This window comes from Banduia mediterranea (assembly GCF_031846245.1).
GTDB lineage: Bacteria > Pseudomonadota > Gammaproteobacteria > Nevskiales > Nevskiaceae > Banduia > Banduia mediterranea.
Genome location: NZ_JAVRIC010000005.1, coordinates 79,801 through 103,503 on the forward strand (window position 1 = coordinate 79,801; position 23,703 = coordinate 103,503).

The following is a 23,703-nucleotide window of genomic DNA, read 5'->3' on the forward strand; positions in this document are numbered from 1 at the left end:
CTCCGTTTACAGGAATACCACCTGAATAACGGAGTTGTTGCCATGCGCTCGATTCTTGTCGCGGCCGGACTGGCCACCATCGTATTGGCGGCCGCCTGCGGCACACCGCGTGAGCCGCAGCGGACTGCGGATACGCAGACGCCACCGGTCGCGCCCAAGCCGCATCCCGAAGCGGCCGACGCGGTCGCTCAGATCATGCTGGAGCGTGCCCAGGCCAGCGGCGCCCAGCAGAAGTACGCGCTGCGTTCGCAGATGATGGCGCCGGTGTCGGTCCTGCCGAGCCCGCGGCCCTTGCCGCCGATGAGCCTCGAAGAGCGCGAACGCTACGCGCATCTGGCGCAGAACCCGGTGCACGCCGTCGGTGAAGACCCGGTGTCCACCTTCTCGGCCGATGTGGATACCGGCAGCTATGCCAATCTGCGCCGCTTCCTGCAGCAAGGACGCCTGCCGCCGGAAGATGCGGTGCGCGTCGAGGAATTCATCAACGCCTTCGACTACGCCTATCCGGCGCCTGGCGGCACCGCGTCGAGCACCCCGTTTTCGGTGCAGACCGAAGTCGCGCCGACGCCGTGGAACGCGAACACCTTGCTGATGCGTGTCGGCATTCAGGGCTGGCTGCCCGAAGGGCCGCTACCACCGTCCAATCTGGTGTTCCTGGTCGATGTCTCGGGCTCGATGCAGGCGCAGGACAAGCTGCCGCTGCTGCAATCCTCGCTGCGTCTGCTGGTCGGACAACTGCGCGCCGAGGACCGCATCAGCCTGATCACCTATGCCTCGGGCGTGCGCACGGTGCTGGAGCCGACGCCGGGCGATCAGCGCACCACCATCCTCGCGGCGATCGACGATCTGCGCGCCGGCGGTTCGACCAACGGCGGTGACGGTATTCGCCGCGCCTACGACGCCGCGCATCAGGCCATGATCGGCGATGGCATCAACCGAATCCTGCTGTGCACCGACGGCGACTTCAACGTGGGTACGGTCGATTTCGAGCAGCTCAAGGATCTGGTGGAGCGCGAGCGCGCCGGTGGCGTGGCACTGTCCACTTTCGGTTTCGGGCAAGGCAACTACAATGATCAGTTGATGGAGCAGCTTGCCGATGCCGGCAATGGCAACTATGGCTACATCGACACCTTGATGGAGGCGCAGAAGCTGTTCGTGCGCAACCGCGCGGCCACTTTGCGCACCATCGCCAAGGACGTGAAGATCCAGGTCGAGTTCAATCCCTCGGTGGTCGCCGAGTACCGGTTGATCGGCTACGAGAATCGCGCGCTGGCACGCGAGGATTTCGCGAATGACAAGGTGGATGCCGGCGAAATCGGTGCCGGCCACAGCGTGACCGCGCTGTATGAGATCGCTCTGCTCGGTTCCGATGGGCAACGCCTGGAACCGCTGCGCTACCAGCCCGAGGCCACAGCCGCGCCGCATGGCGGTGAACTGGCCCTGGTGCGCCTGCGTTACAAGGCGCCGGACGGCGAGGTCTCGAAACTGATCGAACGGCCGGTGCGTCGCGACGAGGTGCTGTCCGATTTCGATCGGGCCAGCGAATCGACGCGCTGGGCGGCTTCCATCGCGGCCTTCGGGCAGTCGCTGCGCGGCGGCAAGTATCTGGGAAGCTACGGTTACCCGGAGATTCGCGCGCTGGCCGCGCACAGCCGCGGTGATGACCCGTATGGCGATCGCGCGGAACTGCTTAAACTGGTCGATCTGGCGCAGTCTCTGGCGCAGCACACGACCGGAACGGATGTCGCAAGCGGACACTGACGAAGCCCTGATGCAGGCCTATGGCGCCGGCGACGCGCATGCGTTCCAGCGCCTCTACCTGCGCCACGCCGATCCGGTGTATCGCTACTGCCTGCGTGCCAGCGGTTCGCCAGCGAACGCCGCCGAGTTCGCGCAGGATGTGTGGATGCGGGTCATCGAGGCGCGTCAGCGCTACGCTCGGACTGCCGGATTCAAGACCTGGCTGTACCGCATCGCCCACAATCGCATGGTCGACCACTGGCGCGCACAGGCGACGCGCGGCAGCAGCGAGACTTTGGCCGACGAACAGGCCGATCCCTCGGCTTCGCCGGAACGCCGTGCCGCCGCCGAGGACTGCGTGGCTCGTCTGCAAGTCGAACTCGCTGGCTTGCCATTCGAACAGTGCGAGCTGATCGTACTGCGCGAAGAGGGCGAACTGACGCTGGAACAGATGGCGGAGCTGCAGGGCGTGGGTCGCGAAACCGTCAAGAGCCGGCTGCGCTACGCGCTGGCCAAGCTGAAGGAGGCCTTGCATGACTGCCTCGAATGAGCGCGATCCCGGTCGCGATCGCGAACTGGATGACTATCTGGCCGGTCGCCATGCGCTGTCGCGTCACTACGCGCAGGCGCGGGTCGAGCGTCCCACCGGGCATGACGCAGCGATACTCGCCAAGGCCGCCGCGGCGGCGCAGGCCGGCACAGCCAAGCGTGGCGGGCACCGCTGGCAGCCGGTCCTGGCCGTGGCCGCAACGATGGTGCTCGGCGTGGCCGTCGGCTGGAATCTGCTGCGGACACCGGCGGCGGACGTCGGCGCCGATTCCGACAGTGCGATGGGCTCGGCCGCGCCGTCCGCATCTGGCGACATTGCGGCCCCGGGTTCGCAGAAGGCCGCCGAAGCCATACGGGCCGAGGATGCGCAGCAACAGCGTCTTGCGCAAAAGCAGGCGTCCGCGCGCGCTGCGCAGCCACGCGCCCAGGCCTTTGCGGCGCCACGCTCGCTGCACGGCCCGAACCCGCAGATGGCCGCGCCGCCGCCTCGCGGCGCTGCGAACCCGTCACCCCCGCTGATTTCCGACGACCCGCAGATTCAGCGGCTGATCGACCACGTGCGCGAACTGCCGGACGGAACGGTTCGTCTCGACGGCAAAAGCCTGTCCGGCTCCGCGCTGGCCGAGGTCTGGACGCAGCGCTGGGCGCGTTCCGGCACGCGCTGCTCACTGGCTGCGGATTTCGTGGACTATTGCGCGCTGCCGGACTACGAGGGTGCACAGATCGAGCAGGACGGAGAACTTCAGCCCCTGCGCCCGATTCTGCATCGCTGGATTCGCAACATGGAACATCCGCCGAGATGAGCAAGTCGCACGCGACTCCGTACTTCGACGGAGCCACTTTCAAGTTTCTGCAACAGCTTTCGCGCAACAACAACCGCGAGTGGTTCACCGCGAACAAGGCACGCCATGAGGCGTCCGTGCGCGGCCCGGCGCTGGCGCTGATCACCGATCTGGCCGAACCCCTGGCCGCAATCAGCCCGAAGTTCCGCGCCGTACCCAAGGCCGTGGGCGGCTCGCTGTTCAGGATTCAGCGCGACACCCGCTTTTCCAACAACAAGCTGCCGTACAAGACCTGGATCGGCCTGCGCTTTTTTCACGAACGCGGCCGTGATGGCGATGCGCCGCTGTTCTACCTGCACATCGAACCCGGCAACAGCTTCGTCGGCGGTGGTCTGTGGCATCCGCAGGCGGCGGCACTGCGCAAGATCCGCGACTACCTGATCGCCAATCCCGTGAGCTGGAAGGCCGTGTGCACTCAGGCTGAGAAGCGGGGCTTCGTCTGGGGCGGAGAATCACTGCTGCGTGCGCCGCGCGGTTACGAGCCGGACCACGAATTGATCGAGCATCTCAAACGCAAGGATTTCGTGCTGTCGCGGGGGCTTTCCGACGACGAGGTTCTGTCGGAACGGTTCGGCCGCACGATCATTACGGCATTCGATCAGGTGGCGCCACTGGTCGACTGGCTGTGTGACGCGGTGGAGATCGACTTCTAGGCGCACCGGCCTCGGCGACCGAAAGGGCGTGGTCTTGGCAAACGCTCTATTCGATGTCGAGTTTCTTGATCTTGTAGCGCAGCGCGCGGAAGGACATGCCCAGCAGCTGGGCGGCGCGCGTCTTGTTGTAGCGCGCTTTCTCCAGCGCTTCGCGAATCGCCTGCCGCTCCATGTCCTGCATGTGCTCGGGCAGTGAGGCTTTGCCGGACGCCGCGTGCGGCGGCGTCAGGATGGGATCGTCGCGCAAGGCGAGGTCTTCGACCGTGATGGTCTGTCCGTCGCACAGCGTCACGGCCCGTTCGAGGATGTTTTCCAGCTCGCGGACATTGCCGGGGAAGTCGTAGAGGCGCAGGCGCTGCATGGCTGCGCTGTCGATCGCGGGGGCTGTCTCGAATCCGGCCTCGGCGGACAGGCGCTGCAGGATGTACCGAGCCAGCACCGGGATGTCGTCGCCGAGTTCGCGCAGCGGTGCGGTCTGGACTTCGATGACATTGAGGCGATAGTAGAGGTCCTGCCGGAATGCGCCGTCGCGAACCAGCTCCGACAGGTTCTTGTGCGTGGCCGAGATGATGCGCACGTTGACCGGAATCTCCAGTTCGGCGCCGACCGGGCGCACCGCCCGTTCCTGCACGGCGCGCAACAGCTTGACCTGCATGTGCAATGGAAGATCGGCGACCTCGTCGAGAAACAGCGTGCCGCCTTCGGCGCTCTGGAACAGGCCGGCCTTGTCGCGCGTGGCGCCGGTGAAGCTGCCTTTGACATGACCGAAGAACTCGCTTTCCATCAGCTCGGTCGGGATGGCGCCGCAGTTCACCGGGACGAACGGGCCTCCGGCGCGTGGGCTGCGCTGGTGAATCATGCGGGCGACGAGTTCCTTGCCGGTGCCGGATTCTCCGGTGATGTGCAATGGTGCCTGCGAGCGTGCGACACGTGCGATCAGCGCACGCAACTGCTGCACACGGGGGGAATTTCCGAGCAGTTCGACGCCGCTGGCGGTCGCCGGCGGCGATGGTGGACTCCCGAGTTTGAGCGCCGCGTCGAACAGCTTGCGCACGGTGCCGAGATCCACCGGTTTGGAGACGAAGTCGAAGGCGCCGGCCTTGAGGCTTTCCACCGCAGCTTCAGCGTTGCCGTAGGCGGTGATGACGGCGACCGGTGTCTGCGGACAGTGCTTTTGAATGTGTGCGATGACGTCGAGCCCGCTGCCGTCGGGCAGGCGCATATCGGTGATGCACAGCTTGAAGCTGTGGCGCGCCAGCTGGTCCCTGGCCTCGGCGACACTGGCGGCCGCTTCGCTGCGCACGCCCATGCGTGACAGGGTGATCTCCAGCAATTCGCGGATATCGGCTTCGTCGTCGACGATCAGGCCGAGTGCTTGGTTCAAGGACGGGTTCCTCCGGCGCGGGCGAAGATGATGCGGAAACAGGCGCCGCCCTCGGGAACGGCGCGGTAGATCAGCCGCGCGTGATTGTATTCGCATAATTCGCGCGCGAGATAAAGGCCGAGGCCGGTCCCGCCGTGCGCGGTGGTGAAGAACGGTTCGAAGATCTGATCGCGCCGATCCTCGGCGATGCCCGGTCCGTCGTCGCGGATTTCGAGAAACGGGGCGCCGCTGTCGGTGGTGCCGATCGTTTGTGAGACCCGCTGGCCGCCGTGCTCGAAGGCGTTGTCCCACAGATTGAACAACACCTGGTTGAGATGGTCGCGATCGAAGCGCACCGAGGCCTTGAGGCTGGAGGGCGGTGGATCGACCTTGCGCGAGTCCCGCGGGTGGATCTCCAGGTACTGTCTCAGGCTTTGGCGCAGGTGTTCGGCCAGGGCAAGCGTGCCCGGCGATCGCGCCTGCGGTCGCGACAGCGTCAGTACATCGCTGACGATGCGTTCGATCCGCCGGCCGTGACGTTGAATCATGTCCAGCAGGCGCTGGTCCTCGACGTCGAGCCGCTCGCTTTCGCCCAGCAGCTGGCTGGCATGCTGGATCGCCGACAGCGGATTGCGGATTTCGTGGGCGATGCTCGCCGAGAGTCGGCCGAGCGCGACCAGTTTCATGCGTTGCGCTTCGGCGCGGATCTGCGCGGCGTCCTCAAGCGTGATCAGGATCGGTGCCGCGTCGCCGGTCGCCAGGCGGGTGTAGCGCGGCATCAGCTCCACGTTACCGAGCACGATCGGCGAGTACGCGCCGGGCAGGGCCTCGCGCCAGAGGCCCACGGCTTCGGCGAGATCGGGCACCTGATCGAGTCGCGGGGATGCTTCAGCGCCGCTTTCCAGACGCAGCAGGCGCCGCGCGACCGCATTGAAGGCACGCATGCGGTTGTCGTTGTCGAGCACGATCACGGCCGTGCGCATCGACTCGACGATACTGTCGTTGATGCGCGACAGATCGATGAGCTCGCTGCCGACGCGTGCCGCCTGTGCCTCGCTCTTGCGCGCGCGCATCGCCATCTGATTGGCGCCGGCTGCGGTGGCGAAAAAAATGACCCCCAGGATTCCGATTGCGGTGAAGTCGTCGGCGCTCCAGCCGGTTCGAAGCTGCCGGTAGATCTCCTCGCTGAACAGCGCCAGCGTCGAGGCGGCGGCCGTGAGCAGGGCCAGACGCCCCGGCAGCACCAGCGCATAGCCCACGGTCGGCGTGATCAGCAGCACGCCCAAGCCGCTGTCGACACCGCCGCTGCTCAGCAGCAGCAGCGACAGCCCGACCAGATCGACCGTGAATTGCAGGGTGGCGTGCACGATCAGTCCGGCGGCACGCCATTGCATCGCCAGTGTGGTCAGGATGCCCGCGCCGAAGTAGCAGAAGATGCTGAGCTGGAACAGCCAGGGCTGCTCGCTGCCCAGCGCTGTGGGCGCCACCCGGCTGTAGTAGAGGCCCACAAGCAGGACCGCCAGCAGCAGACGATAGCCGCAGATCGCCAGCAGGATCTGCCAGTCACTCTCTCGCGTCGAGCTGACGGTAGCTGCCGTCGTTCGGTCCGGGGCGGCCGGATTCAGCATGGCCATTCCAGGTCCGTCGGTGTCGTCGAGGCTGCGCCGGCGGGGGGCGGCCCGGGACCTTGCGGACGGCGCTTGCGCGGCTCGGCGGTCATGTTGGGGACAGTTCGGATCATCGATCGGCTCAGGCGGTAATGAAGCTTATTTTGCGTGGACGGCTGGATTGGGGGAAAATCGCGCGCCGCAACATCCCTCGTCCATCATCGTCGATACCTTCTGGTGTCGGCACAGCTCCGGAAGACGCCATGAACCTGCACGAGTATCAGGCAAAAGAACTTTTTTCGCGTTACGGAATTCCAGTGCCGGAAGGCCGGCTGGCCGATACGCCAGAAGCCGCCCGCCAGGCCGCCAAGGACCTGGGCAACCGAGTCGTCGTCAAGGCGCAGGTCCATGCCGGTGGCCGCGGCAAGGTCGGCGGCGTCAAGCTGGTCAACGATGCCGACGCAGCCGCCGATGCCGCCAAGGGCATGCTCGGGCAGAAGCTGGTGACCAAGCAGACCGGCGCCGCCGGCCTGCCGATCAACTCGGTCTGGGTCGAGAAGCCCTCCAGCATCGCGCGCGAACTCTACGTGTCCGCCGTGGTCGACCGCAGCACCGAAACCATCGTCTTCATGTGCTCGCCGGCCGGCGGCATGGATATCGAGGACGTGGCCGAGGAAACCCCGGAGAAGCTCAAGAGCATCGCCGTGGACCCGGCCGCCGGCCTGCAGCCGTACCAGGCGCGTCAGCTCGGCTTCTTCATGGACCTGAACAAGCAGCAGGTCGACCAGTTCAGCAGGATCATGCTCGGGCTCTACAAGCTGTTCGTCGAGCGCGACTGCAGCATGGTCGAGATCAATCCGCTGATCGTCACTGCCGAGGGCGATCTGTTCGCGCTCGACGCCAAGCTCAACTTCGACGACAACGCGCTGTTCCGCCAGAAGGCGATTGCCGAGAAGCGCGATCCCTCGCAGGAGGACGAGCGCGAGCGCGTGGCCCTGCAGCACGATCTCAACTACGTGTCGCTGGAGGGCAACATCGGCTGCATGGTCAACGGCGCCGGTCTGGCGATGGCGACCATGGACATCATCAAGCTGCACGGCGGCCAGCCCGCCAACTTCCTAGACGTCGGCGGCGGCGCCACCACCGAGCGCGTGACCAATGCGTTCAAGCTGATCACCAGCTCGCCGGACGTCAAGGCGATCCTGGTCAACATCTTCGGTGGCATCGTGCGCTGCGACCTGATCGCCGAAGGCATCATCGAGGCGGTCAAGCAGACCGGGCTCAAGGTGCCGGTGGTGGCGCGCCTGCAGGGCACCAACATGGAGAAGGGACGCGACATGCTGGCCAACAGCGGACTCGCCATCACCCCCGCCACTGATCTCACCGAAGCGGCCGACGCTGTCGTCGCCGCCGTCGCCATCAAGTAAGCCGGAGCCCCGCAATGAGCATCCTCGTCGACAAGAACACCAAGGTCATCTGCCAGGGCTTCACCGGCAAGCAGGGCACCTTTCATTCCGAGCAGAGCATCGCCTATGGGACCAAGCTGGTCGGCGGCGTGTCGCCGGGCAAGGGCGGCACCACGCATCTCGATCGTCCGGTGTTCAACACCGCGCATGACGCGGTTGCCGCCACCGGTGCCGAAGCGTCCATGATCTACGTGCCCGCGGCCGGTGCCGCCGACGCCATCCTCGAAGCCGCGGACGCCGGCATCAAGGTCATCATCTGCATCACCGAGGGCATACCGGTGATCGACATGGTCAAGGTCAAGGCCGCGCTCAAGAACTATCCGGACGCGGTACTGATCGGGCCGAACTGTCCGGGCGTGATCACGCCGGGCGAATGCAAGATCGGCATCATGCCGGGCCACATCCACATGCCAGGCAAGATCGGCATCGTCTCGCGCTCCGGCACGCTGACCTACGAGGCCGTGCACCAGACCACGCAGATCGGCCTGGGCCAGTCCACCTGCGTCGGCATCGGCGGCGACCCGGTGCGCGGCATGGGCTTCAATGAAGTACTGGCGCGCTTCAACGAGGACCCGCAGACCGAAGGCATCATCATGGTCGGCGAAATCGGCGGTTCTTCCGAGGAAGAGGCGGCCGAATACATCAAGGATCATGTCAAGAAGCCTGTGGTGGCCTACATCGCCGGCGTTACCGCGCCGCCGGGCAAGCGCATGGGTCATGCCGGCGCGATCATTTCCGGCGGCAAGGGCACGGCCGACGAGAAGTTCAAGGCGCTGGAAGCCGCCGGCGTCAAGACCGTGCGCTCGCCGGCGGATCTGGGTTCGGCGATCAAACAACTGATGGGCGCCTGAGTCCGTTTGTCGTCGAATTCCACCGTGATGGCATCGACGGTGAGGTGGTATCGGACGGCGGTTCGGGCACAGGCCCGGGCTGCCGTTTGTTCGTCTGAGGCGCCGCACAAGGGCGCCGGGAAGGCCTGCGCATGACTCGTCCAATCAAGCTGGTGGCCGCCCAGATCAACCTCTGGGTCGGCGATGTCGACGGCAACGTCAAGCGCATCATCGATGCGGCCAACACTGCCAGGGACCGACACGGCGCGGATTTGATCGCGTTTCCGGAACTGTCGCTGATCGGCTATCCGCCGGACGATCTGCTGTTGCGGTCCGGTCTGCCGCCGGTGATCGAGGAGGGACTGTCGCGCATCCGTCGCGAAGTCCAGGGCATTCACGTCGCCGTCGGGCATCCTGAATACGCGCGGGACGGCATGTACAACGCGGCCTCCGTATTCCGCGATGGCGAGGTGATCAGCCACGCGCGCAAGCAGCTGCTACCGAACTATGGCGTGTTCGACGAACGCCGCCATTTTCGGCCTGGCCGCGACGACACGGCGGTGTTCGAACTCGGCGGAATGCGTGTCGGGCTGTGCATCTGCGAGGATCTGTGGGGGCCGGCGCCTGCGGCGCAGGCGCGCAGGGCCGGCGCGCAGCTGCTGCTCAATATCAATGCCTCGCCTTTCGCGATCGGCAAGGCTCAGCAGCGCGAGGCGGTGTTTCGCGAGCGCGCCGGCGAAAGCGGACTGCCGGTGCTGTACGTCAACCTCGTCGGCGGCCAGGACGACCTGATCTTCGACGGCGACTCGGCGGCCATGAACGGCGACGGTGAGTTCGCGATGCGCGCGCCGCTGTTCGAGGAGGGCCTGCATCTGGTCGAGTTTGATGGCAACCGTTTCATGCCGGCCGCTCAGCGGGCGCCTCGGAACGAACACGCCGTGATCTACAAGGGTGTGGTGCAGGCGATACGCGACTATGTCGATCGCAACGGCTTTCCGGGGGCGCTGATCGGCCTGTCCGGCGGCATCGATTCGGCACTGGTGGCCGCGATGGCGGTCGATGCGCTGGGGCCGGCGCGGGTCTGGACGGTGTCGCTGCCTTCGCGCTACACCGCCGACATGTCCAACACCGACGCGGCCGAGCAGGCGCGGCGCATGGGCGCGAAGTATTCGGTTCTGCCGATCGAACCGGCCTACGAAGCCTTCACCGGCGTGCTGGCCGACACCTTCGCCTGCCGCGAGCCGGACCTGACCGAGGAGAACATCCAGTCGCGCAGCCGTGGCGTACTGTTGATGGCCTTGTCCAACAAGTTCGGTCATGTGGTGCTGACCACCGGCAACAAGTCGGAAATGGCGGTGGGCTACGCCACCTTGTACGGCGACATGTGCGGCGGCTTCGCGCCGATCAAGGATTGCTACAAGACCCTGGTCTACGGCCTCGCACGCTACCGCAACAGCGTGTCGGAAGTGATACCGCCGCGCGTGATCGAACGGCCGCCGACGGCGGAGTTGCGGCACGATCAGAAGGATTCGGATTCACTGCCGGATTACGCGGTGCTGGACCCGATCCTGGAGGCCTACGTCGAAGCGCAGCGTTCAATCCCCGAGATCGTGGCGATGGGCTTCGACGAAGCCGATGTGCGCAAGGTGGCGGCCCTGGTTCGTCGCAGCGAGTACAAGCGGCGCCAGGCGCCGCCGGGTCCGAAGGTGACGAACTGCGCGTTCGGCCGCGAGCGCCGCTACCCGATCACCGCGGTGTACGGGGATCTTTGAAGTTTCGACGTGTCGGGGACACCGGCAAGGGCTTCAGGCGTCGCCCGGCGGTAGGGCATCCGGCAACTGACCGGTGTTGCCGTCATTGTCCTCGGAGTCGCCGAAGCTGAACCAGTTTCCAAGCCGTTCGAAGAACCCTGGCCTGGATTTGCGTTCCAGTTCGCGCGCCTGTGCCACTTCGAGCGCCTGGCTGTTGGCTTTACGCAGACTGCGGGCTTCGGAAGCCTGCTGCGTCAGGCCGAGCGAGGTGTAGGCGCGTTCGAGCAAGGCCAGCGCCTCGTAGCTGGCCGGCGAACCTGGATAGTCGCTGATGATGGCCTCGGCGCGACGCGCGGCCGCGACGTAGGCGCCCCGGCGCAGATAGAAGTCGACGATGTGCAATTCGTGCGTGGCGACGCGGTCGCGCAGATAGAGCATGCGTTGACGCGCGTCGGCGGCGTACTTGCTGTTCGGATAGCGCTGCACCAGCAGGCCGAAATCGTCGAAGGCCCGACGCGAATCGCCCATGTCATGGCGCGTCGGATCGAAACCCGGGAAACCGTCGAACGCGCTTTCGACGCTCTGGAAGTTGATCAGGCCACGCAGGTACAGCACATAGTCGATGCGCGGATCGCGCGGATGGTCGCGCATGAACCGGTCGGCGGCGGACAGTGCCTGCTCCGGCTGATAGCTGCGATACTGCGCGTAAATCCCCTCAAGTTCCGACTGTGTTGCAAACTCGCTGAACGGGAAGCGCGCCTTGATGCGGTCGTAGTTCTGCAGGGCGGTAGCGTAGTCGCTGGAATCCAGCTTTTCACGGGCGTCGCGGTACATCTCCACCGCTTCGGCGCGCAGTTCCTCCTGGGTCTTGCCGGCATTGAGCAGCGCAGGATCGTCGTCCTCGGGACGAGTCTTGCCTGCGCAGGCGGCGAGGAACAGGACGCACATTGCGACCATCACGGGCCGCAGTCGGATTGAGGTCATGGAAACGTTTTTCGAGATCGACATTGAGTCAGCCGACGAGTATAGCGGATAGGTCCGGGGCCGAGGATCACATCGCCAGCGTGCCGCCAGAGATGCACGGATGGCGTTTGGACCAGGCCGCGGCGCGTCTGTTCCCTTCTTTTTCGAGGGCGCGTCTGCAGGCCTGGATCGACGAGGGTCGCCTGCGCTGCAATGGCGCGCCGGTGGCGCGTCGCCGCGACGCGGTCGCGGAGGGCGATACGCTGGAACTGAGGCCCGTGGAGGCCCCGGATACGCGGGTGCGCCCGCAGGCACTGGATTTCGACGTGCTCCATGAAGACGAGGACCTGGCGATCGTCAACAAGCCGCCGGGACTGACGGTGCATCCCGGTGCCGGCGCCGCCGACGGCACCTTGCAGAACGCGCTGCTGCACCGGTTCCCCAAGACCGACCGGGTGCCGCGCGCGGGCATCGTGCACCGCCTCGACAAGGACACCTCCGGGCTGCTGGTGGTGGCGCTGAGCGTGGCCGCGCACACCCAGCTGGTGCGGATGCTGCAAGCCCGTGAAATCCGCCGCGAGTACGACGCCGTGGTCTCTGGCCGGGTCACGGCGGGCAGCACCGTGGAGGCGCCGATAGGGCGCGACCCGCAGCACCGCACGCGCATGGCCGTGGTGCACGACGGCCGCGATTCGGTCACGCATTTTCGGGTCGAGAAGCGGTTCGCTGCGCACACCTGGCTGCGTGTTCGCCTGGAGACCGGGCGCACCCATCAGATTCGCGTGCACATGAAACACCTGAATCACCCGATCGTCGGCGATTCGACCTACGGCGGCCGGCAGATTCGCGGGCCGGGGCTCGCGCCGGCGGTCCGCGAAGCGCTGGCCCGCTTTCCGAGACAGGCGCTGCACGCGCGGCTGCTGCATCTTCGGCACCCCTTGAGCGGAGCCGACATCGAGGTCGAGACGCCGCTGCCGCCGGACATGGCCACACTCGTGTCCGTACTGGCCGCCGAATCGCCGGACCGTGGCGACTGAGCCACACCGCGCCTCGCCGACGCTGCTGCGGCCGCAATGGCCGGCGCCGGCCGCCGTCAATGCCGTGCTCAGCACGCGGCTGGGCGGGGTCAGCGCCCCGCCGTTCGACAGTCTCAATCTCGGCGCGCATGTCGGCGACGATCCGCGTGCCGTCGCCGAAAATCGGCGCCGCCTGATCGAGACGGCGGGCCTGCCGATGCCGCAATGGCTCAGGCAGGTGCACGCTTGCCGCGTCGTGCGTCTGCCCAATGCGGCAGGCATGCTGGAAGCCGATGCCTGCTACACGACCCAGCGCGGCGTCGCTTGCGCCGTGCTCGTGGCGGACTGTCTGCCGGTGCTCTTGTGCGACGACGCGGCTGGCGTCGTCGCCGCCGCGCACGCCGGCTGGCGCGGCCTGGCCGCGGGCGTGCTGGAAGCCACGGTCGCCGCGCTTCCGGTCTTGCCGGATACCTTGATTGCCTGGATGGGGCCGGCGATCGGGCCGGCCGATTTCGAGGTCGGCGAGGAGGTTCGTAAGATGTTCGTCGAGCGGGACGCCGACTGTGCCGGTGCTTTTCGGCCCGGCCGGCCGGGCAAATATCAGGCGGATCTGCATGCGCTTGCGCGCATCCGTCTACGCGCTGCCGGCGTTTCGCGCGTCTACGGCGCAGAAGGCTCGACCCGGAGCGAACCGCAGCGCTTCTATTCGTTCAGGCGCGATGGAACGACGGGGCGCTTTGCGGCGATCATCGCCCTGCGGTGAGCGGTTCGTGGCGCGTCTGATCGGGCGATATTGCGCATCTTCAGATACCGTTATCGACGCGCGAGCATGAAGCGGCGAATCAGTTTAGGATGCGGCACCAGCTACCGTACGCCACCGTTTGGTGGCCGTGAATGGATTCCGCATCAAGGCATCGAGAAGGATCGATTCAAAGCCTGCCGGTACGCGGGCGCATGAGTCGCCAAAATGACACAAGACACCACTGCGAGGAGAGGCGATCCGTGCGTATCGCTCATTCGGGGAATCATGTCGGCCGCATCGCGCGGCGTTCCGGTTTCAGGGCCGGACTTGCCGGGTTGTCGCTGCTCGCGGCGGCGGGCGTGACCGCGGCACAGGACGGCGGGCCCAGCGCGCCGGTGCAGCCGCGGCCGGCGGAAATCATGAGCCGGGCCGATCAGAGTCTGCTGCTGGATGTCGGCTTCACCGGCAAGCACTTCGTCGCGGTCGGCGAGCGCGGCGACATCCTGGTTTCGAATGACGGCAAGGCCTGGGCCCAGGTCCAGGTCCCGGTGCGTGCACCGCTCACGGCCGTGCAGTTCGTCAACGACGAGCAGGGCTGGGCGGTGGGGCACGATGCAGTGATCCTGCACACCGAAGATGGTGGCCGCACCTGGAGTCTTCAGAATTTCGAGCCCGAACTCGAGCAGCCGTTCCTGGACCTGTATTTCCTGGATGCGCAGCGCGGCTATGCAGTGGGCGCCTACGGAATGATGGTCGGCACCGATGATGCGGGCCTGTCCTGGGAACCGGTCGATGCCCCGGCCATCCGCGACGAGGAACTGCATTTCAACGGCATCACGCAGCTCGCCGACGGCACGCTGTTCATTGCCGGCGAGTCCACGATGATGGGGTTCTCGCGGGATCAGGGAGCGACCTGGACCCGGTTCGAGTCACCGTACGACGGCACCCTGTTCGGCGCCCTGCCGTTCGGCGAGCACGGTGTGCTGGTCTACGGCATGCGTGGCAACGTGCTGTACACGCGGGATCTGTCCGAGGGCGTGGACGGCTGGACCACGCTCGACACGCAGACCGTGGCGTCGTTCTTCGGCGGCACGCGGCTGCCGGGCGGTGGCTACGCCCTGGTGGGCCTCAACGGTCAGGTGCTGGAACTGGACGCGCAGGGCCGGATCCTTGCCCGTGAATCGACCGGCCGTGCCGACAGTCTGGCAGCGGCGACCCCGATCGGGGACGGCCTGCTGCTGGTCGGCACCGCCGGCGCCGCTCGCTTGAGCCTCAACCGATAAGAGAGCCAGGGCCCCACCAATGGCGACCGACATGAAGCCGAACCCGGTGACGGAGAAGATGCTCGACGCCGTCATCCCCATCATCTATGGCCGTCGCAGGCTGGTGTTGATCCTGCTGGCGCTGCTGACCGCGTTCTTTCTGTGGGAGACGCTGCAGGTGCGTCCCGATGCGGGTTTCGACAAGTCGATTCCGCTCGAACACGAGTACATGCACGTCTACAAGCAGTACGAGACCGAGTTCGGTGGCGCCAACACCGTGCTCGTCGCGCTGGTGCAGAAAGACGGTGACATCTACAACGAAGTGTTCCTGAGCAAGCTCAAGGCCGTCACCGACGCGGTGTTCTTCCTGCCGGGCGTGGACCGCTCGCGCGTGTCCTCGCTGTTCACGCCGGACGTGCGCTACCTCGAAGTCGTGGAGGGCGGGTTCCGCGGCGGCAACGTGATCCCGGCAGACTACCAGCCGACTCCGGAGATGTTCAGGCTGGTGCGTGGCAACGTCGCCAAGGCCGGCGTGATCGGGCGCTATGTGTCCTCCACGCAGAATGGCGCCATGGTCTACGCCGAACTGCTCGAAACCGATCCCATCAGCGGCGACAAGCTGGACTACCAGAAGGTTGCGGCGGATCTGGAGAAGATTCGCGAAAAGTACGAAACCGATGACATCAAGGTGCACATCGTCGGTTTTGCCAAAGTCGTCGGCGATGTCACCGATGCCACCATGGAAGTGGTCGGGTTCTTCCTGATCGCCGTGTTCGGCACGATGCTGGCGCTGTGGTGGTACCTCGGCAGCTTCCGTCTGGCGCTGCTGCCGATGGGCTGCTCGATCGTCGCCGTGATCTGGGAATTCGGCCTGCTGCGCCTGTTCGGCTTCGGGCTCGATCCGTTCGCGATCCTGGTGCCGTTCCTGGTGCTGGCGGTGTCCACCAGTCACGGCGTGCAATACGTCAACACCTGGGCCGACGAGGTCATCCGCGGGCGCAACAGCTACGACGCCTCGGTGGAAACCTACCGACGGCTGGCGATTCCCGGCATCATCGCCCTGATCACCGATCTTTCGGGTTTCCTCACGATCCAGCTGGTGCCGATCGAGATCGTGCGCGAAATGTCGTGGAATGCCTCGTTCGGCATGCTCGCGATCATCGTCACCAACAAGGTGATGATGCCGATCTGGCTGTCCTACCTGTCGGTCAAGGACGTGGACAGCTTCCGCGTGAAGCGTCAGGCCAAGCTCGACGCCGGCGACAGGCTGTGGCGCGCGATGACGGTCGTGACCAAGCCGAGCGTGGCCGTCGTGCTGGTCGTGATCAGTGCCGGCGTGCTTGGCTTCTCGTGGTGGAAGCAGCAGGATCGCATCATCGGTGACGCCCAGGTCGGCGTTCCCGAACTGCGTCCGGAGTCCCGCTACAACCAGGATTCCTACGCCATCACCCAGAACTTCGCGATCGGTGTCGACATCCTCAAGATCATCGCCGAAACCGATCCCGAAGCCTGCATCAAGTACAAGGTGATGGAGCAGATCGACCGCTTCGCCTGGCGCATGCAGAACACGCCCGGCGTGCAGTCGACCATCTCCCTGCCGCAGGTTGCCAAGCAGGTGAACTCCGCGTTCTCGGAAGCCAACCCGAAATATCTGGTGCTGCCGCGCAATCACTACGTGATGGTGCAGGCGATTTCGCCGGTACCCACCTCGACCGGCCTGCTCAATCCGGATTGCTCGGCCATGGCCGTGCTGATCTTCACGGCCGACCACAAGGCGCAAACGATCGCGCACATCGTCGAGGAAGTGAAACGCTTCCAGGCTGAAAACGACGCGGAGTTCTTCGAAACGCATCAGGATGTCGAAGCGGCGTACTGCGCCAACAAGACCGGGACGCGTCGCGAAATCGGTATCGCCGAAACGGAGCTGGCGCGCTACACGGCCGCCCTGCGCAAGGGCGGCATGGACGACGAGGGCGTCGACAAGGATTCCGGCGTTGCCGAGCGCAAGGAGAAGCTCGACAAGCTCAAGCAGGACTACGCCGGCCTGGACAAGGCCTGCCCGGTCAATTTCGCCATTGCCTCGGCCAATGTCGGCGTCATGGCCGCGACCAATGAGGTGGTCGAGGACAAGGAATTCGGCACGATCTTCTGGGTCTACGTCGTGATCACGATTTTCTTGTTGCTGTCCTACCGTTCGCTGTCTGCGCTGATCGCGGTGGTGCTGCCGCTGGTCATGGTGTCGATCCTCGCCAATGCCCTGATGGCCATGTTCGGCATCGGACTCAAGGTGGCGACGCTGCCGGTGGTCGCGCTTGCGGTCGGCATCGGCGTGGACTATGGCATCTACATCTACGATGTGCTGCAACACGAGATCTACCAAAAGGGCCGGACCCTGCGCGAAGCCTATTTCGAGACCCTGCGCCAGACCGGCAAGGCCGTGATCTTCACCGGCATCTGCCTGGCCGGCGGTGTCGCCACCTGGCTGCTGTCCGATCTCCAGTTCCAGCGCGACATGGGCCTGCTGCTGGTGGTGATGTTCACCGCCAACATGCTGGGCGCGGTGATCCTGCTGCCGGCCTATGCGCGCTTCATCATGAAGTTGCCGAACGGTTGAACGTTCCGGGCTGTCGCAACGGCGGGCGCGGAGCGCGCCGGCTGTGAGTGCGGCGGGCTCCATGGGGCGGTGTACACTTCGGCGGCCGAGTGTTGGAGCAGAGTCATGGCTCTGAATGAACCGTTACTGCGCAATCAGGATCGGATTGCGGCAATATGCACGCAGTCTGGAATCGCCCGCCTGGACGCCTTCGGCTCGATCCTGCGTAGTGATTTCCTTGATGCGGGCAGTGACGCCGATTTCGGCGTCGAATTTGACGATTGAATCGACGGCAGCGCATTGCGCCGGTATTTCGGATTCAAGAGCCAGCTCGAAACCCTGCTGGGCCGGCCGGTGGATGGATTGGGTGGAATGGAGTGGAATTGGCGGCGATGCCCGATTCGCGGCTCAAGCGACTCATCAGCCGCGAAGCGGTATCGGTCCATGCAGCGGCGTCCCGATGTTTATCTGGAACTCGCCTTGCCTGCCTTGCGCAAGCTCACCCCCGGTTTTTGCAGCGACCCGGCGCTCAGCCGCCCGGCCTGCGATAGCCCTCACACGCCAATTGCGTGATTTCGCCGCTTTCCAGCGCCAGCGCGGTCAGCGCGCCGCCCCAGACACAGCCGCTGTCGAGCCCCCAGACCTGATGTTCCGGCCAGGCCACCTGTCCCAGCGTGGACCAGTGGCCGAAGACGATGCGCTGCCCGCGGCTGGCGCGGCCCGGCATCGCGAACCACGGGATCAGGTCGGTCCGGGCGGCATCCGGCGCCGCCTTGGCGCGTAGCGCCAGGCTGCCATCCGGCCGGCAATAGCGCAGCCGGGTGAAGCAGTTGACGATGAAGCGGCTGCGCGCGTGGCCTTCGAGGCGCTCGTCCCACAGCGAGGGCTCGTTGCCGTACATGTGCCGAAAGAAATCGGCAGCATCGGGTCCCTGCAGCGTCTGCTGTGCCTCACGCGCGAGACGCAGCGCCTGTGGCAGCGTCCATTGCGGCGCCAGCCCGGCATGAAGCATCGACCAGCCCAGGGTTTCGTCCTGCAGCATCAAGGGGCAGGCCGCGAGCCAGTGCAGCAGCTCGTCACGGTCGGGTGCGTCGAGCACGGCCTGAAACGTGTCCTTGCTGTCTGGAGTCTCGGTGCCCGCCGCGCAGGCCAGCAGATGCAGATCGTGATTGCCGAGCACGGCGCGCACGGAATCGCCCAAAGAGCGCACGAAGCGCAGGGTCTTGAGCGAATCGGGGCCGCGATTGACCAGATCCCCGGCCAGCCACAAGCGGTCGGCGGCCGGGTCGAACCGCAGTGTTTCCAGCAGTCTCTGCAGCTCGTCGTGACAAGCCTGAAGATCGCCGATGGCGTAGGTGCTCATTTCGATGTGGGTTCGCTGCTGTATCCTCGGCAGCCGGCGGGTGGGAGAGCGTCGGCGCCGACGGGCGGTGGTCCGTAACGGTGCCAACGGCGGCGACTTGCGCCGAGGCCGACAAGCGGTAGCAAACGGCGCTGTCAGTTGCTTTGACGCCGCAGCGGGGCACGTCGATTATAGGCCTGCGGGTGCAAAGCGCCCATGTTCTCGGGTTTTCTGACAGGAGTCGAACGATGTTGAAGCAAATGAAGCAGTTTCTGCGGGACGAGGAAGGCGCCACCGCGATTGAATATGGTTTGATTGTCGGCCTGATTGCGGTTGTGCTGATCGCGGCCTTTACCTTGCTGGGCACCGACCTGGGCACTTTGTTCACTGATGTTGCCAATAAGGTGCCTGACGTTCCTACGTAAAGTAGGTTCTCAGGTCGTTGCCCGGTGGGCATCGTAGTCGGGCTCTGGGCGGTGGCGATCGGCGTCTTCGACGCCGCCACCGCCCGGATTCCGAACTGGATGGTGCTGCTGGGCCTGGCCGCTGCCGTCTTGACGCTCGCGGTTCAGGGGCACGGCATTCTCGGCGCCAGCCCGCTGAGCTGTGGACTCGGATTCGTCGTCGGCGGCCTGTTACCATTGGCCGGGTACGCGGCCGGCATGCTGGGGGCCGGTGACGTCAAGTTCGCCGCGGCGCTGGGTGCCTTGCTGGGCTTGCCCGGCGTGCTCTGGGCGCTGCTGGCGTCGGCGCTGGTGCTTGGGGTTTCGAGTCTGAGCTATTTGTTGAGGATTCGCCTCGGCAGGCAGGCCCTGCGTCGCCGAATCCCGGCGGGGCCGGCTCTGGCGATCGGGGCATTGTTTGTGCTGTTCGATGGACCGGCGATTGTGTTTGCCTGAGATTGTGTTCGCTGGGCCTGCGCTCAAGCCGATGCCGTTTCTGTATTCAGATTGGGAGGCCTAAGGATGGGGTTTCTTCACAAAAGGGAACGTGGCGCCGTCGCCGTCGAATTCGCGTTCGTCTTCCCGATCCTGTTGTTGCTGGTCTACGGCGTGATCACCTATTCCTATCTGTTCTTCGTCACCACCGCGGTGCACTACGCCGCGCAGGTGGGTGCCGAGGCCGCCGTGGCCGTGGCCCCGGATGACGATGAGGACGACTACACCACCCGCGTCTACGCGGCCGCCGAAGCCGCGGCGCGACAGAGCCTGTCCTGGATGACGGCCGCGCAACTGGCGCGGCTGACGGTGGTGCCCGCGCTGAGCGAGGATGCCGTCGTGCCGACGATCATCGTTCGCTTACAGTTCAATACCGGCGCCCCCACACCGATTTTCCCCGTGATCGACCTGCCGCTGGTCGGCACGGTCCCGCGCTTTCCTGACAACGTGGTGGCGACCGCCGCCGCCACGATCTGACGCAAGGACAGGACATGAGCAGCAAAGCCTTGAGAATTGTCGCCGCGGTCACCGTGGTGCTCGCCATCGTGCTCGCGTTTGCCGCCTACAACATCAGCCGCCAGTACGCGGCCAGGAATCAGCAGGCCGCGGCGCCCGCTCAGACCGAACCGTCCGAACCGAAGACGCTGGCGGTGGTGGCGACCAGGCCGCTGGCGGCCTACAAGCCGATCGATCGGGAGTCCGTGCTGGTGGCGCCGGTCGCGGTTCTGCCGGAAGGCCACTTCACCACACTCGACCAGGTGGTCGGCAAGGTGCCGCTGCTGGATATCGATGCCGGCGCGCCGGTCACCGGCCGTTATTTCCAGGAGGGCAACGCCCTGGCGCGGGTGATACCCGAAGGCCACCGCGCGATCTCGATGGAAATCTCCGAGGTGATCGCCGTCGGCGGTTTCCTGCGGCCCGGCGATATCGTCGATGTGCTGATGTACGTGCGGGGCAGCGGCGACACCAGGGCGCAGTCGCGAATCCTGCTCAAGGACATCCGCGTACTGGCCTATGAGGAGCGCATCATCGATAGGCCCGAGGGGCTCGAAGAAGAGGATGCCGACAAGCGCCGCCGCCAGCGCACCGCGGTAGTGGCCGTCCCCGAAGACGATACGACCCGTCTGATGCTCGGCATCAGCCTGGGCGATGTGCGTCTGGCGCTGCACGGGCAGAGCCTGGGCGTGCCGGAGGTGACGATGGCCGACCTCGAAGCGGTCGAGGCCACCGGTAAATTGCCGATGACGGAGCAGGCCAAGGCCGCAGACGCAGCGAACAAGGTGCCGGACATGGCGATCACCGCGGAGCAGTTGACGGCGGTCAAGCCACCGCCCGCGCAGCTCAAGCCCCGGCACAAGGTTTACGTGTATCGCGGCACCGATGTGCAGACGGTGTACGAATGAGCCGCAGGCTCGAATCCCGACCCACATCGACGAATACTCAGAAGGGCCAGTCATGATCAAGCGAGTTCTAGGAACGCTGTTGTTCGGGGGGATGCTCTGGGCCGGCGCCGTGGTCGCGGCGGTGCCCAGCCTCGTCCAGGTGGATGTGGGGGCGCACAAGCTGATGCGCGAACAGGCCAGCGTGATCCGGGTCGCGGTCGGCGACCCGGCGATCGCCGATGTCAATGTGATCAACCGGCGTGAACTGCTGGTCACCGGCAAGGCGCAGGGCATCACCAGCCTGATGGTCTGGAAACAGGGCGCGGCCGAGCCCACCGAACTGCGTGTGCGCGTGAGCCCGCCGTCCGATCCGCTGGCCTCGCGCACGCCCGATCCGGAACTGGCGGGCGCCGAAATCGACACCGGGCGCCGCCTGTCCGGCAGCCTGCCGAACCTCGCCGCGCATCATCGTGCGCTCAGCGCCGCTCAGGGCGGCGCCGAAGCGCCGGTCAGCGACAGCAGCACGATCCCGCTGGAAACCCAGGTCAGCACCGAAATCCGCGTCGCCGAGGTCAATCGCACCACGGCGCAGCGCTTCGGTCTGAACGTGTTCAAGAACACCGCCAACACCACCGCCGGACTGGCGCCGCCGGGCACGCTCAGCGGCGTCGAAAGCAATGGTTCCGGCTTCACCCTCAACAGTTCCTCTGGGTTCGTGCCCTTGCAGAACGCCTTCAATCTGGTGATCGGCGATGCCTCCAACGGCATACTCGGTGTACTCAGCATGCTCGAAGGGCGTGGTCTTTCGCGTACCCTGGCCGAACCCAGCCTGACCGCGACCAGCGGCCAGACGGCGAGCTTTCTCGCCGGCGGCGAGTTCCCGATTCCGGTGGCCCAAAGCGGTGCCTCGGCCGGCGGCATCACCATTCAGTACAAGGAATTCGGCGTGCGTCTGAGCCTGACGCCGACGGTGCTGTCGCGCCAGCGCATCGCGCTGCGCGTGGCGCCGGAGGTCAGCGAACTCGACTACTCGGCCGGCATCTCGATCAGCGGTGTGGCGGTGCCCGCGCTGAACGTGCGGCGCACCGAAACCTCGGTGGAACTCGGCGATGGCGAGAGCTTCGTGATTTCCGGCCTGGTCAGCAGCAACATGCTGTCGAATGTCGACAAGGTGCCGTGGCTGGGTGACGTGCCGATACTCGGCGCCTTCTTCAAGTCCACCACGGTGTCGCGCAACGACAAGGAACTGATCATGGTGGTGACGCCGCATCTGGTGCGTCCGATGCGTCGCGAGGCGCGTCTGCCGCCGCTGCCGGGTGAGCGCTACGACGCCTATCGTCCGCGCTTCGATCAGCTGATCTTCCAGGAACGCGGAGACTTTGACGAAGCCGAGTTCGGATTTGGCCGCTGAGCGGCCTCGTCCCCAGCCCGTGCCGAGAGTGATCCATTCGAGAACGACAGGGAAGCTTCGTTTGTGAAGACGCATGGCATTGTCGTCGCCGATGATCCGGTTTATCTGAGCTGGCTGCAGAGCGCGGTCGGCAAGGCCGTGGAATTCTCGTGGGTGCGTCCGCTGGATGCCGAGGACCTGCTGGAGCGCGTCGCCAATCTCGGCGAAATCGACATCGCCCTGTTCGAGTTCGATGGCGGCTCCTCGCCGCAGCGCGCGACGATGGTGGAGCGTCTGCTGGAACGCTACCCGGAGGTGCCGGTGGTCGGTCTGGGCGCGGAAGGACGGCCCGAAATCGTGCTGGCGGCGATGCGTGCCGGTGCGCGCGACTTCTTCGTGCTGCGGCGCGACGACGAGAACCTGTCGGTGCTGCTGTCCAAGGTTCTGCGCCGCACCGTGGTTTCGGCGCCGCGCAGCACCGGACAGGGCAAGCTCTACACCACGTTCGCGGCGCAGCCCTACGATGGCATCGCGTTCTTCGCCGAGCATCTGGCGCTCGGTTTTGCCGGTGGTGCTGTTTCCGATGAGCGGATTCTGTTGATGGACATGGCCTGCCCGCCGGGCTCGGCTTCGGTATTCCTGAATCTCAACCAGTCGTACAGCGTGCTGGACGCCGTCAATGACGTCTACCGTTGCGACCAGACCCTGGTCGACACGGCCTTTTCACGCCACGAGTCCGGGATCTACGTGTTGTCCCTGCCCGAGGACCTGGTGGGGCGCCCGCAGTTCGAGGTCGATGACTTCCTGAAGCTGGTTGAGGTTCTGCGTGGGCTGTTCACGGTCATCGTGCTGTCGCTGGATGGTTCCCTGCCGCTGGATGCGCTGACGACTTTGATTGGTCAGTCCGATCGCGCGCTGATGCTCAGCGACCAGTCGATTCTGCGCTCGCGTCACAGCAAGCATCTGCTGCGGGCGCTGCGGCTCAAGGACTGCGCGCTCGATCGTACGGTAGTGGTCGTCGATCGGTTCCGCCGCCGCATCGGTCTGGATCCGGAAAACTTGGCGCGGCTGCTGGACCTGCCGATGTTCGCCACGCTGTCCGGGCAGAGCGCCACCCGCATCCAGGCGATGAATTCGGGCGAATCGCTGTATTCCCTGGCGCCCAAGGACCCGTACTGCCTTGATGTGGGCGCGGTGGTCAAGGCGCTCAAGACCGGTGCCGAGACCGCTGCGGCGCCAGCCAGCGGTCTGATCGGCAAGCTGTTCGGGTGATG

At 65.6% G+C, this 23,703-nt stretch carries 22 protein-coding genes; 18 read left to right on the forward strand and 4 right to left on the reverse strand.

The features are described 5' to 3' along the window. Positions 1-42: 42 nt before the first annotated feature. The 4 genes from RM530_RS05115 to RM530_RS05130 are packed head-to-tail and all read left to right on the forward strand — an operon-like array spanning position 43 to position 3,784. Positions 43-1,761, forward strand: coding sequence for a vWA domain-containing protein (locus RM530_RS05115; RefSeq protein ID WP_311364135.1), 1,719 nt, complete (start codon positions 43-45; stop codon positions 1,759-1,761). Continuing rightward, positions 1,742-2,290: a sigma-70 family RNA polymerase sigma factor gene (locus RM530_RS05120; protein ID WP_311364136.1), complete on the forward strand. Its 549-nt coding sequence runs from the start codon at positions 1,742-1,744 to the stop codon at positions 2,288-2,290. The genes RM530_RS05115 and RM530_RS05120 overlap by 20 nt, the downstream gene beginning before the upstream one ends. After that, positions 2,274-3,092 carry a hypothetical protein gene (locus RM530_RS05125; protein ID WP_311364137.1) on the forward strand — a complete coding sequence of 273 codons (819 nt, stop codon included), beginning with the start codon at positions 2,274-2,276 and terminating at the stop codon, positions 3,090-3,092. Before RM530_RS05120 ends, RM530_RS05125 begins: the two co-directional genes overlap by 17 nt. Next, positions 3,089-3,784: a DUF2461 domain-containing protein gene (locus tag RM530_RS05130; protein ID WP_311364138.1), complete on the forward strand. Its 696-nt coding sequence runs from the start codon at positions 3,089-3,091 to the stop codon at positions 3,782-3,784. The genes RM530_RS05125 and RM530_RS05130 overlap by 4 nt, the downstream gene beginning before the upstream one ends. A 46-nt stretch (positions 3,785-3,830) precedes the next feature. Here RM530_RS05130 and RM530_RS05135 read toward each other — a convergent pair whose 3' ends face one another. Together RM530_RS05135 and RM530_RS05140 are read right to left on the reverse strand one after the other, a co-directional pair. Continuing rightward, positions 3,831-5,168 (reverse strand): sigma-54-dependent transcriptional regulator, encoded by a 1,338-nt coding sequence (locus RM530_RS05135; RefSeq protein ID WP_311364139.1) that lies wholly within the window; start codon positions 5,166-5,168, stop codon positions 3,831-3,833. Further along, positions 5,165-6,775 (reverse strand): sensor histidine kinase, encoded by a 1,611-nt coding sequence (locus RM530_RS05140; RefSeq protein ID WP_311364140.1) that lies wholly within the window; start codon positions 6,773-6,775, stop codon positions 5,165-5,167. The genes RM530_RS05135 and RM530_RS05140 overlap by 4 nt, the downstream gene beginning before the upstream one ends. Before the next feature lie 242 nt (positions 6,776-7,017). Between RM530_RS05140 and sucC the strand changes: the two genes are divergently transcribed. The 3 genes from sucC (at position 7,018) to RM530_RS05155 (ending at position 10,822) form a co-directional block, all read left to right on the forward strand. Beyond that, positions 7,018-8,181: an ADP-forming succinate--CoA ligase subunit beta gene (gene sucC / locus RM530_RS05145; protein ID WP_311364141.1), complete on the forward strand. Its 1,164-nt coding sequence runs from the start codon at positions 7,018-7,020 to the stop codon at positions 8,179-8,181. 14 nt (positions 8,182-8,195) lie between these two features. Continuing rightward, positions 8,196-9,071, forward strand: coding sequence for a succinate--CoA ligase subunit alpha (gene sucD / locus RM530_RS05150; protein ID WP_311364142.1), 876 nt, complete (start codon positions 8,196-8,198; stop codon positions 9,069-9,071). A gap of 131 nt (positions 9,072-9,202) precedes the next feature. Continuing rightward, the gene (locus RM530_RS05155) at positions 9,203-10,822 is read left to right on the forward strand and encodes an NAD+ synthase (protein ID WP_311364143.1); all 1,620 of its coding nucleotides are present in this window, start codon (positions 9,203-9,205) and stop codon (positions 10,820-10,822) included. Between the two features lie 33 nt (positions 10,823-10,855). Here the strand turns inward: RM530_RS05155 and RM530_RS05160 are convergent, their stop codons facing one another. Beyond that, positions 10,856-11,785 (reverse strand): outer membrane protein assembly factor BamD, encoded by a 930-nt coding sequence (locus tag RM530_RS05160; RefSeq protein ID WP_311364144.1) that lies wholly within the window; start codon positions 11,783-11,785, stop codon positions 10,856-10,858. 23 nt (positions 11,786-11,808) lie between these two features. On the opposite strand from RM530_RS05160, the gene rluD reads away from it, so the two are divergent. The 5 genes from rluD (at position 11,809) to RM530_RS05185 (ending at position 17,662) form a co-directional block, all read left to right on the forward strand. After that, on the forward strand, positions 11,809-12,801 hold the full coding sequence (rluD, locus tag RM530_RS05165; protein ID WP_311364145.1) for a 23S rRNA pseudouridine(1911/1915/1917) synthase RluD: 993 nt from the start codon (positions 11,809-11,811) through the stop codon (positions 12,799-12,801). Continuing rightward, positions 12,791-13,543 carry a peptidoglycan editing factor PgeF gene (pgeF, locus tag RM530_RS05170; protein WP_311364146.1) on the forward strand — a complete coding sequence of 251 codons (753 nt, stop codon included), beginning with the start codon at positions 12,791-12,793 and terminating at the stop codon, positions 13,541-13,543. The genes rluD and pgeF overlap by 11 nt, the downstream gene beginning before the upstream one ends. 239 nt (positions 13,544-13,782) lie before the next feature. Continuing rightward, a complete protein-coding gene (locus RM530_RS05175) occupies positions 13,783-14,805 on the forward strand; it encodes a YCF48-related protein (RefSeq protein ID WP_311364147.1) in 1,023 nt (340 codons plus the stop codon). A gap of 19 nt (positions 14,806-14,824) precedes the next feature. Further along, complete coding sequence (locus RM530_RS05180; protein WP_311364148.1) at positions 14,825-17,398, forward strand: efflux RND transporter permease subunit; 2,574 nt, start codon at positions 14,825-14,827, stop codon at positions 17,396-17,398. Between the two features lie 105 nt (positions 17,399-17,503). Continuing rightward, a complete protein-coding gene (locus tag RM530_RS05185; RefSeq protein ID WP_311364149.1) occupies positions 17,504-17,662 on the forward strand; it encodes a hypothetical protein in 159 nt (52 codons plus the stop codon). A gap of 244 nt (positions 17,663-17,906) precedes the next feature. Here RM530_RS05185 and RM530_RS05190 read toward each other — a convergent pair whose 3' ends face one another. Then, positions 17,907-18,740, reverse strand: coding sequence for a symmetrical bis(5'-nucleosyl)-tetraphosphatase (locus tag RM530_RS05190; RefSeq protein ID WP_311364150.1), 834 nt, complete (start codon positions 18,738-18,740; stop codon positions 17,907-17,909). 227 nt (positions 18,741-18,967) lie between these two features. On the opposite strand from RM530_RS05190, the gene RM530_RS05195 reads away from it, so the two are divergent. From RM530_RS05195 to RM530_RS05220, 6 genes are all read left to right on the forward strand, one after another. Continuing rightward, on the forward strand, positions 18,968-19,144 hold the full coding sequence (locus RM530_RS05195; protein WP_311364151.1) for a Flp family type IVb pilin: 177 nt from the start codon (positions 18,968-18,970) through the stop codon (positions 19,142-19,144). A 24-nt stretch (positions 19,145-19,168) separates the two neighbouring features. Further along, a complete protein-coding gene (locus tag RM530_RS05200) occupies positions 19,169-19,618 on the forward strand; it encodes a prepilin peptidase (RefSeq protein ID WP_311364152.1) in 450 nt (149 codons plus the stop codon). A 66-nt stretch (positions 19,619-19,684) separates the two neighbouring features. After that, a complete protein-coding gene (locus tag RM530_RS05205; protein WP_311364153.1) occupies positions 19,685-20,134 on the forward strand; it encodes a TadE/TadG family type IV pilus assembly protein in 450 nt (149 codons plus the stop codon). A 14-nt stretch (positions 20,135-20,148) separates the two neighbouring features. Next, the gene (gene cpaB, locus RM530_RS05210; protein WP_311364154.1) at positions 20,149-21,060 is read left to right on the forward strand and encodes a Flp pilus assembly protein CpaB; all 912 of its coding nucleotides are present in this window, start codon (positions 20,149-20,151) and stop codon (positions 21,058-21,060) included. Between the two features lie 52 nt (positions 21,061-21,112). Continuing rightward, a complete protein-coding gene (locus RM530_RS05215) occupies positions 21,113-22,450 on the forward strand; it encodes a type II and III secretion system protein family protein (protein WP_311364155.1) in 1,338 nt (445 codons plus the stop codon). 63 nt (positions 22,451-22,513) lie between these two features. After that, on the forward strand, positions 22,514-23,701 hold the full coding sequence (locus RM530_RS05220) for a CpaE/TadZ family protein (protein ID WP_311364156.1): 1,188 nt from the start codon (positions 22,514-22,516) through the stop codon (positions 23,699-23,701). The last annotated feature ends 2 nt before the right edge of the window (positions 23,702-23,703 follow it).

Bases quoted from the DNA above. Each gene is read 5' to 3' on its own strand.
- RM530_RS05115 (WP_311364135.1), top strand. From the start codon at position 43: ATGCGCTCGATTCTTGTCGCGGCCGGACTGGCCACCATCGTATTGGCG.
- RM530_RS05120 (WP_311364136.1), top strand. From the start codon at position 1,742: ATGTCGCAAGCGGACACTGACGAAGCCCTGATGCAGGCCTATGGCGCC.
- RM530_RS05125 (WP_311364137.1), top strand. From the start codon at position 2,274: ATGACTGCCTCGAATGAGCGCGATCCCGGTCGCGATCGCGAACTGGAT.
- RM530_RS05130 (WP_311364138.1), top strand. From the start codon at position 3,089: ATGAGCAAGTCGCACGCGACTCCGTACTTCGACGGAGCCACTTTCAAG.
- RM530_RS05140 (WP_311364140.1), bottom strand. From the start codon at position 6,775: ATGCTGAATCCGGCCGCCCCGGACCGAACGACGGCAGCTACCGTCAGC.
- sucC (WP_311364141.1), top strand. From the start codon at position 7,018: ATGAACCTGCACGAGTATCAGGCAAAAGAACTTTTTTCGCGTTACGGA.
- sucD (WP_311364142.1), top strand. From the start codon at position 8,196: ATGAGCATCCTCGTCGACAAGAACACCAAGGTCATCTGCCAGGGCTTC.
- RM530_RS05155 (WP_311364143.1), top strand. From the start codon at position 9,203: ATGACTCGTCCAATCAAGCTGGTGGCCGCCCAGATCAACCTCTGGGTC.
- RM530_RS05160 (WP_311364144.1), bottom strand. From the start codon at position 11,785: ATGACCTCAATCCGACTGCGGCCCGTGATGGTCGCAATGTGCGTCCTG.
- RM530_RS05180 (WP_311364148.1), top strand. From the start codon at position 14,825: ATGGCGACCGACATGAAGCCGAACCCGGTGACGGAGAAGATGCTCGAC.
- RM530_RS05185 (WP_311364149.1), top strand. From the start codon at position 17,504: ATGGCTCTGAATGAACCGTTACTGCGCAATCAGGATCGGATTGCGGCA.
- RM530_RS05190 (WP_311364150.1), bottom strand. From the start codon at position 18,740: ATGAGCACCTACGCCATCGGCGATCTTCAGGCTTGTCACGACGAGCTG.
- RM530_RS05195 (WP_311364151.1), top strand. From the start codon at position 18,968: ATGTTGAAGCAAATGAAGCAGTTTCTGCGGGACGAGGAAGGCGCCACC.
- RM530_RS05205 (WP_311364153.1), top strand. From the start codon at position 19,685: ATGGGGTTTCTTCACAAAAGGGAACGTGGCGCCGTCGCCGTCGAATTC.
- cpaB (WP_311364154.1), top strand. From the start codon at position 20,149: ATGAGCAGCAAAGCCTTGAGAATTGTCGCCGCGGTCACCGTGGTGCTC.
- RM530_RS05215 (WP_311364155.1), top strand. From the start codon at position 21,113: ATGATCAAGCGAGTTCTAGGAACGCTGTTGTTCGGGGGGATGCTCTGG.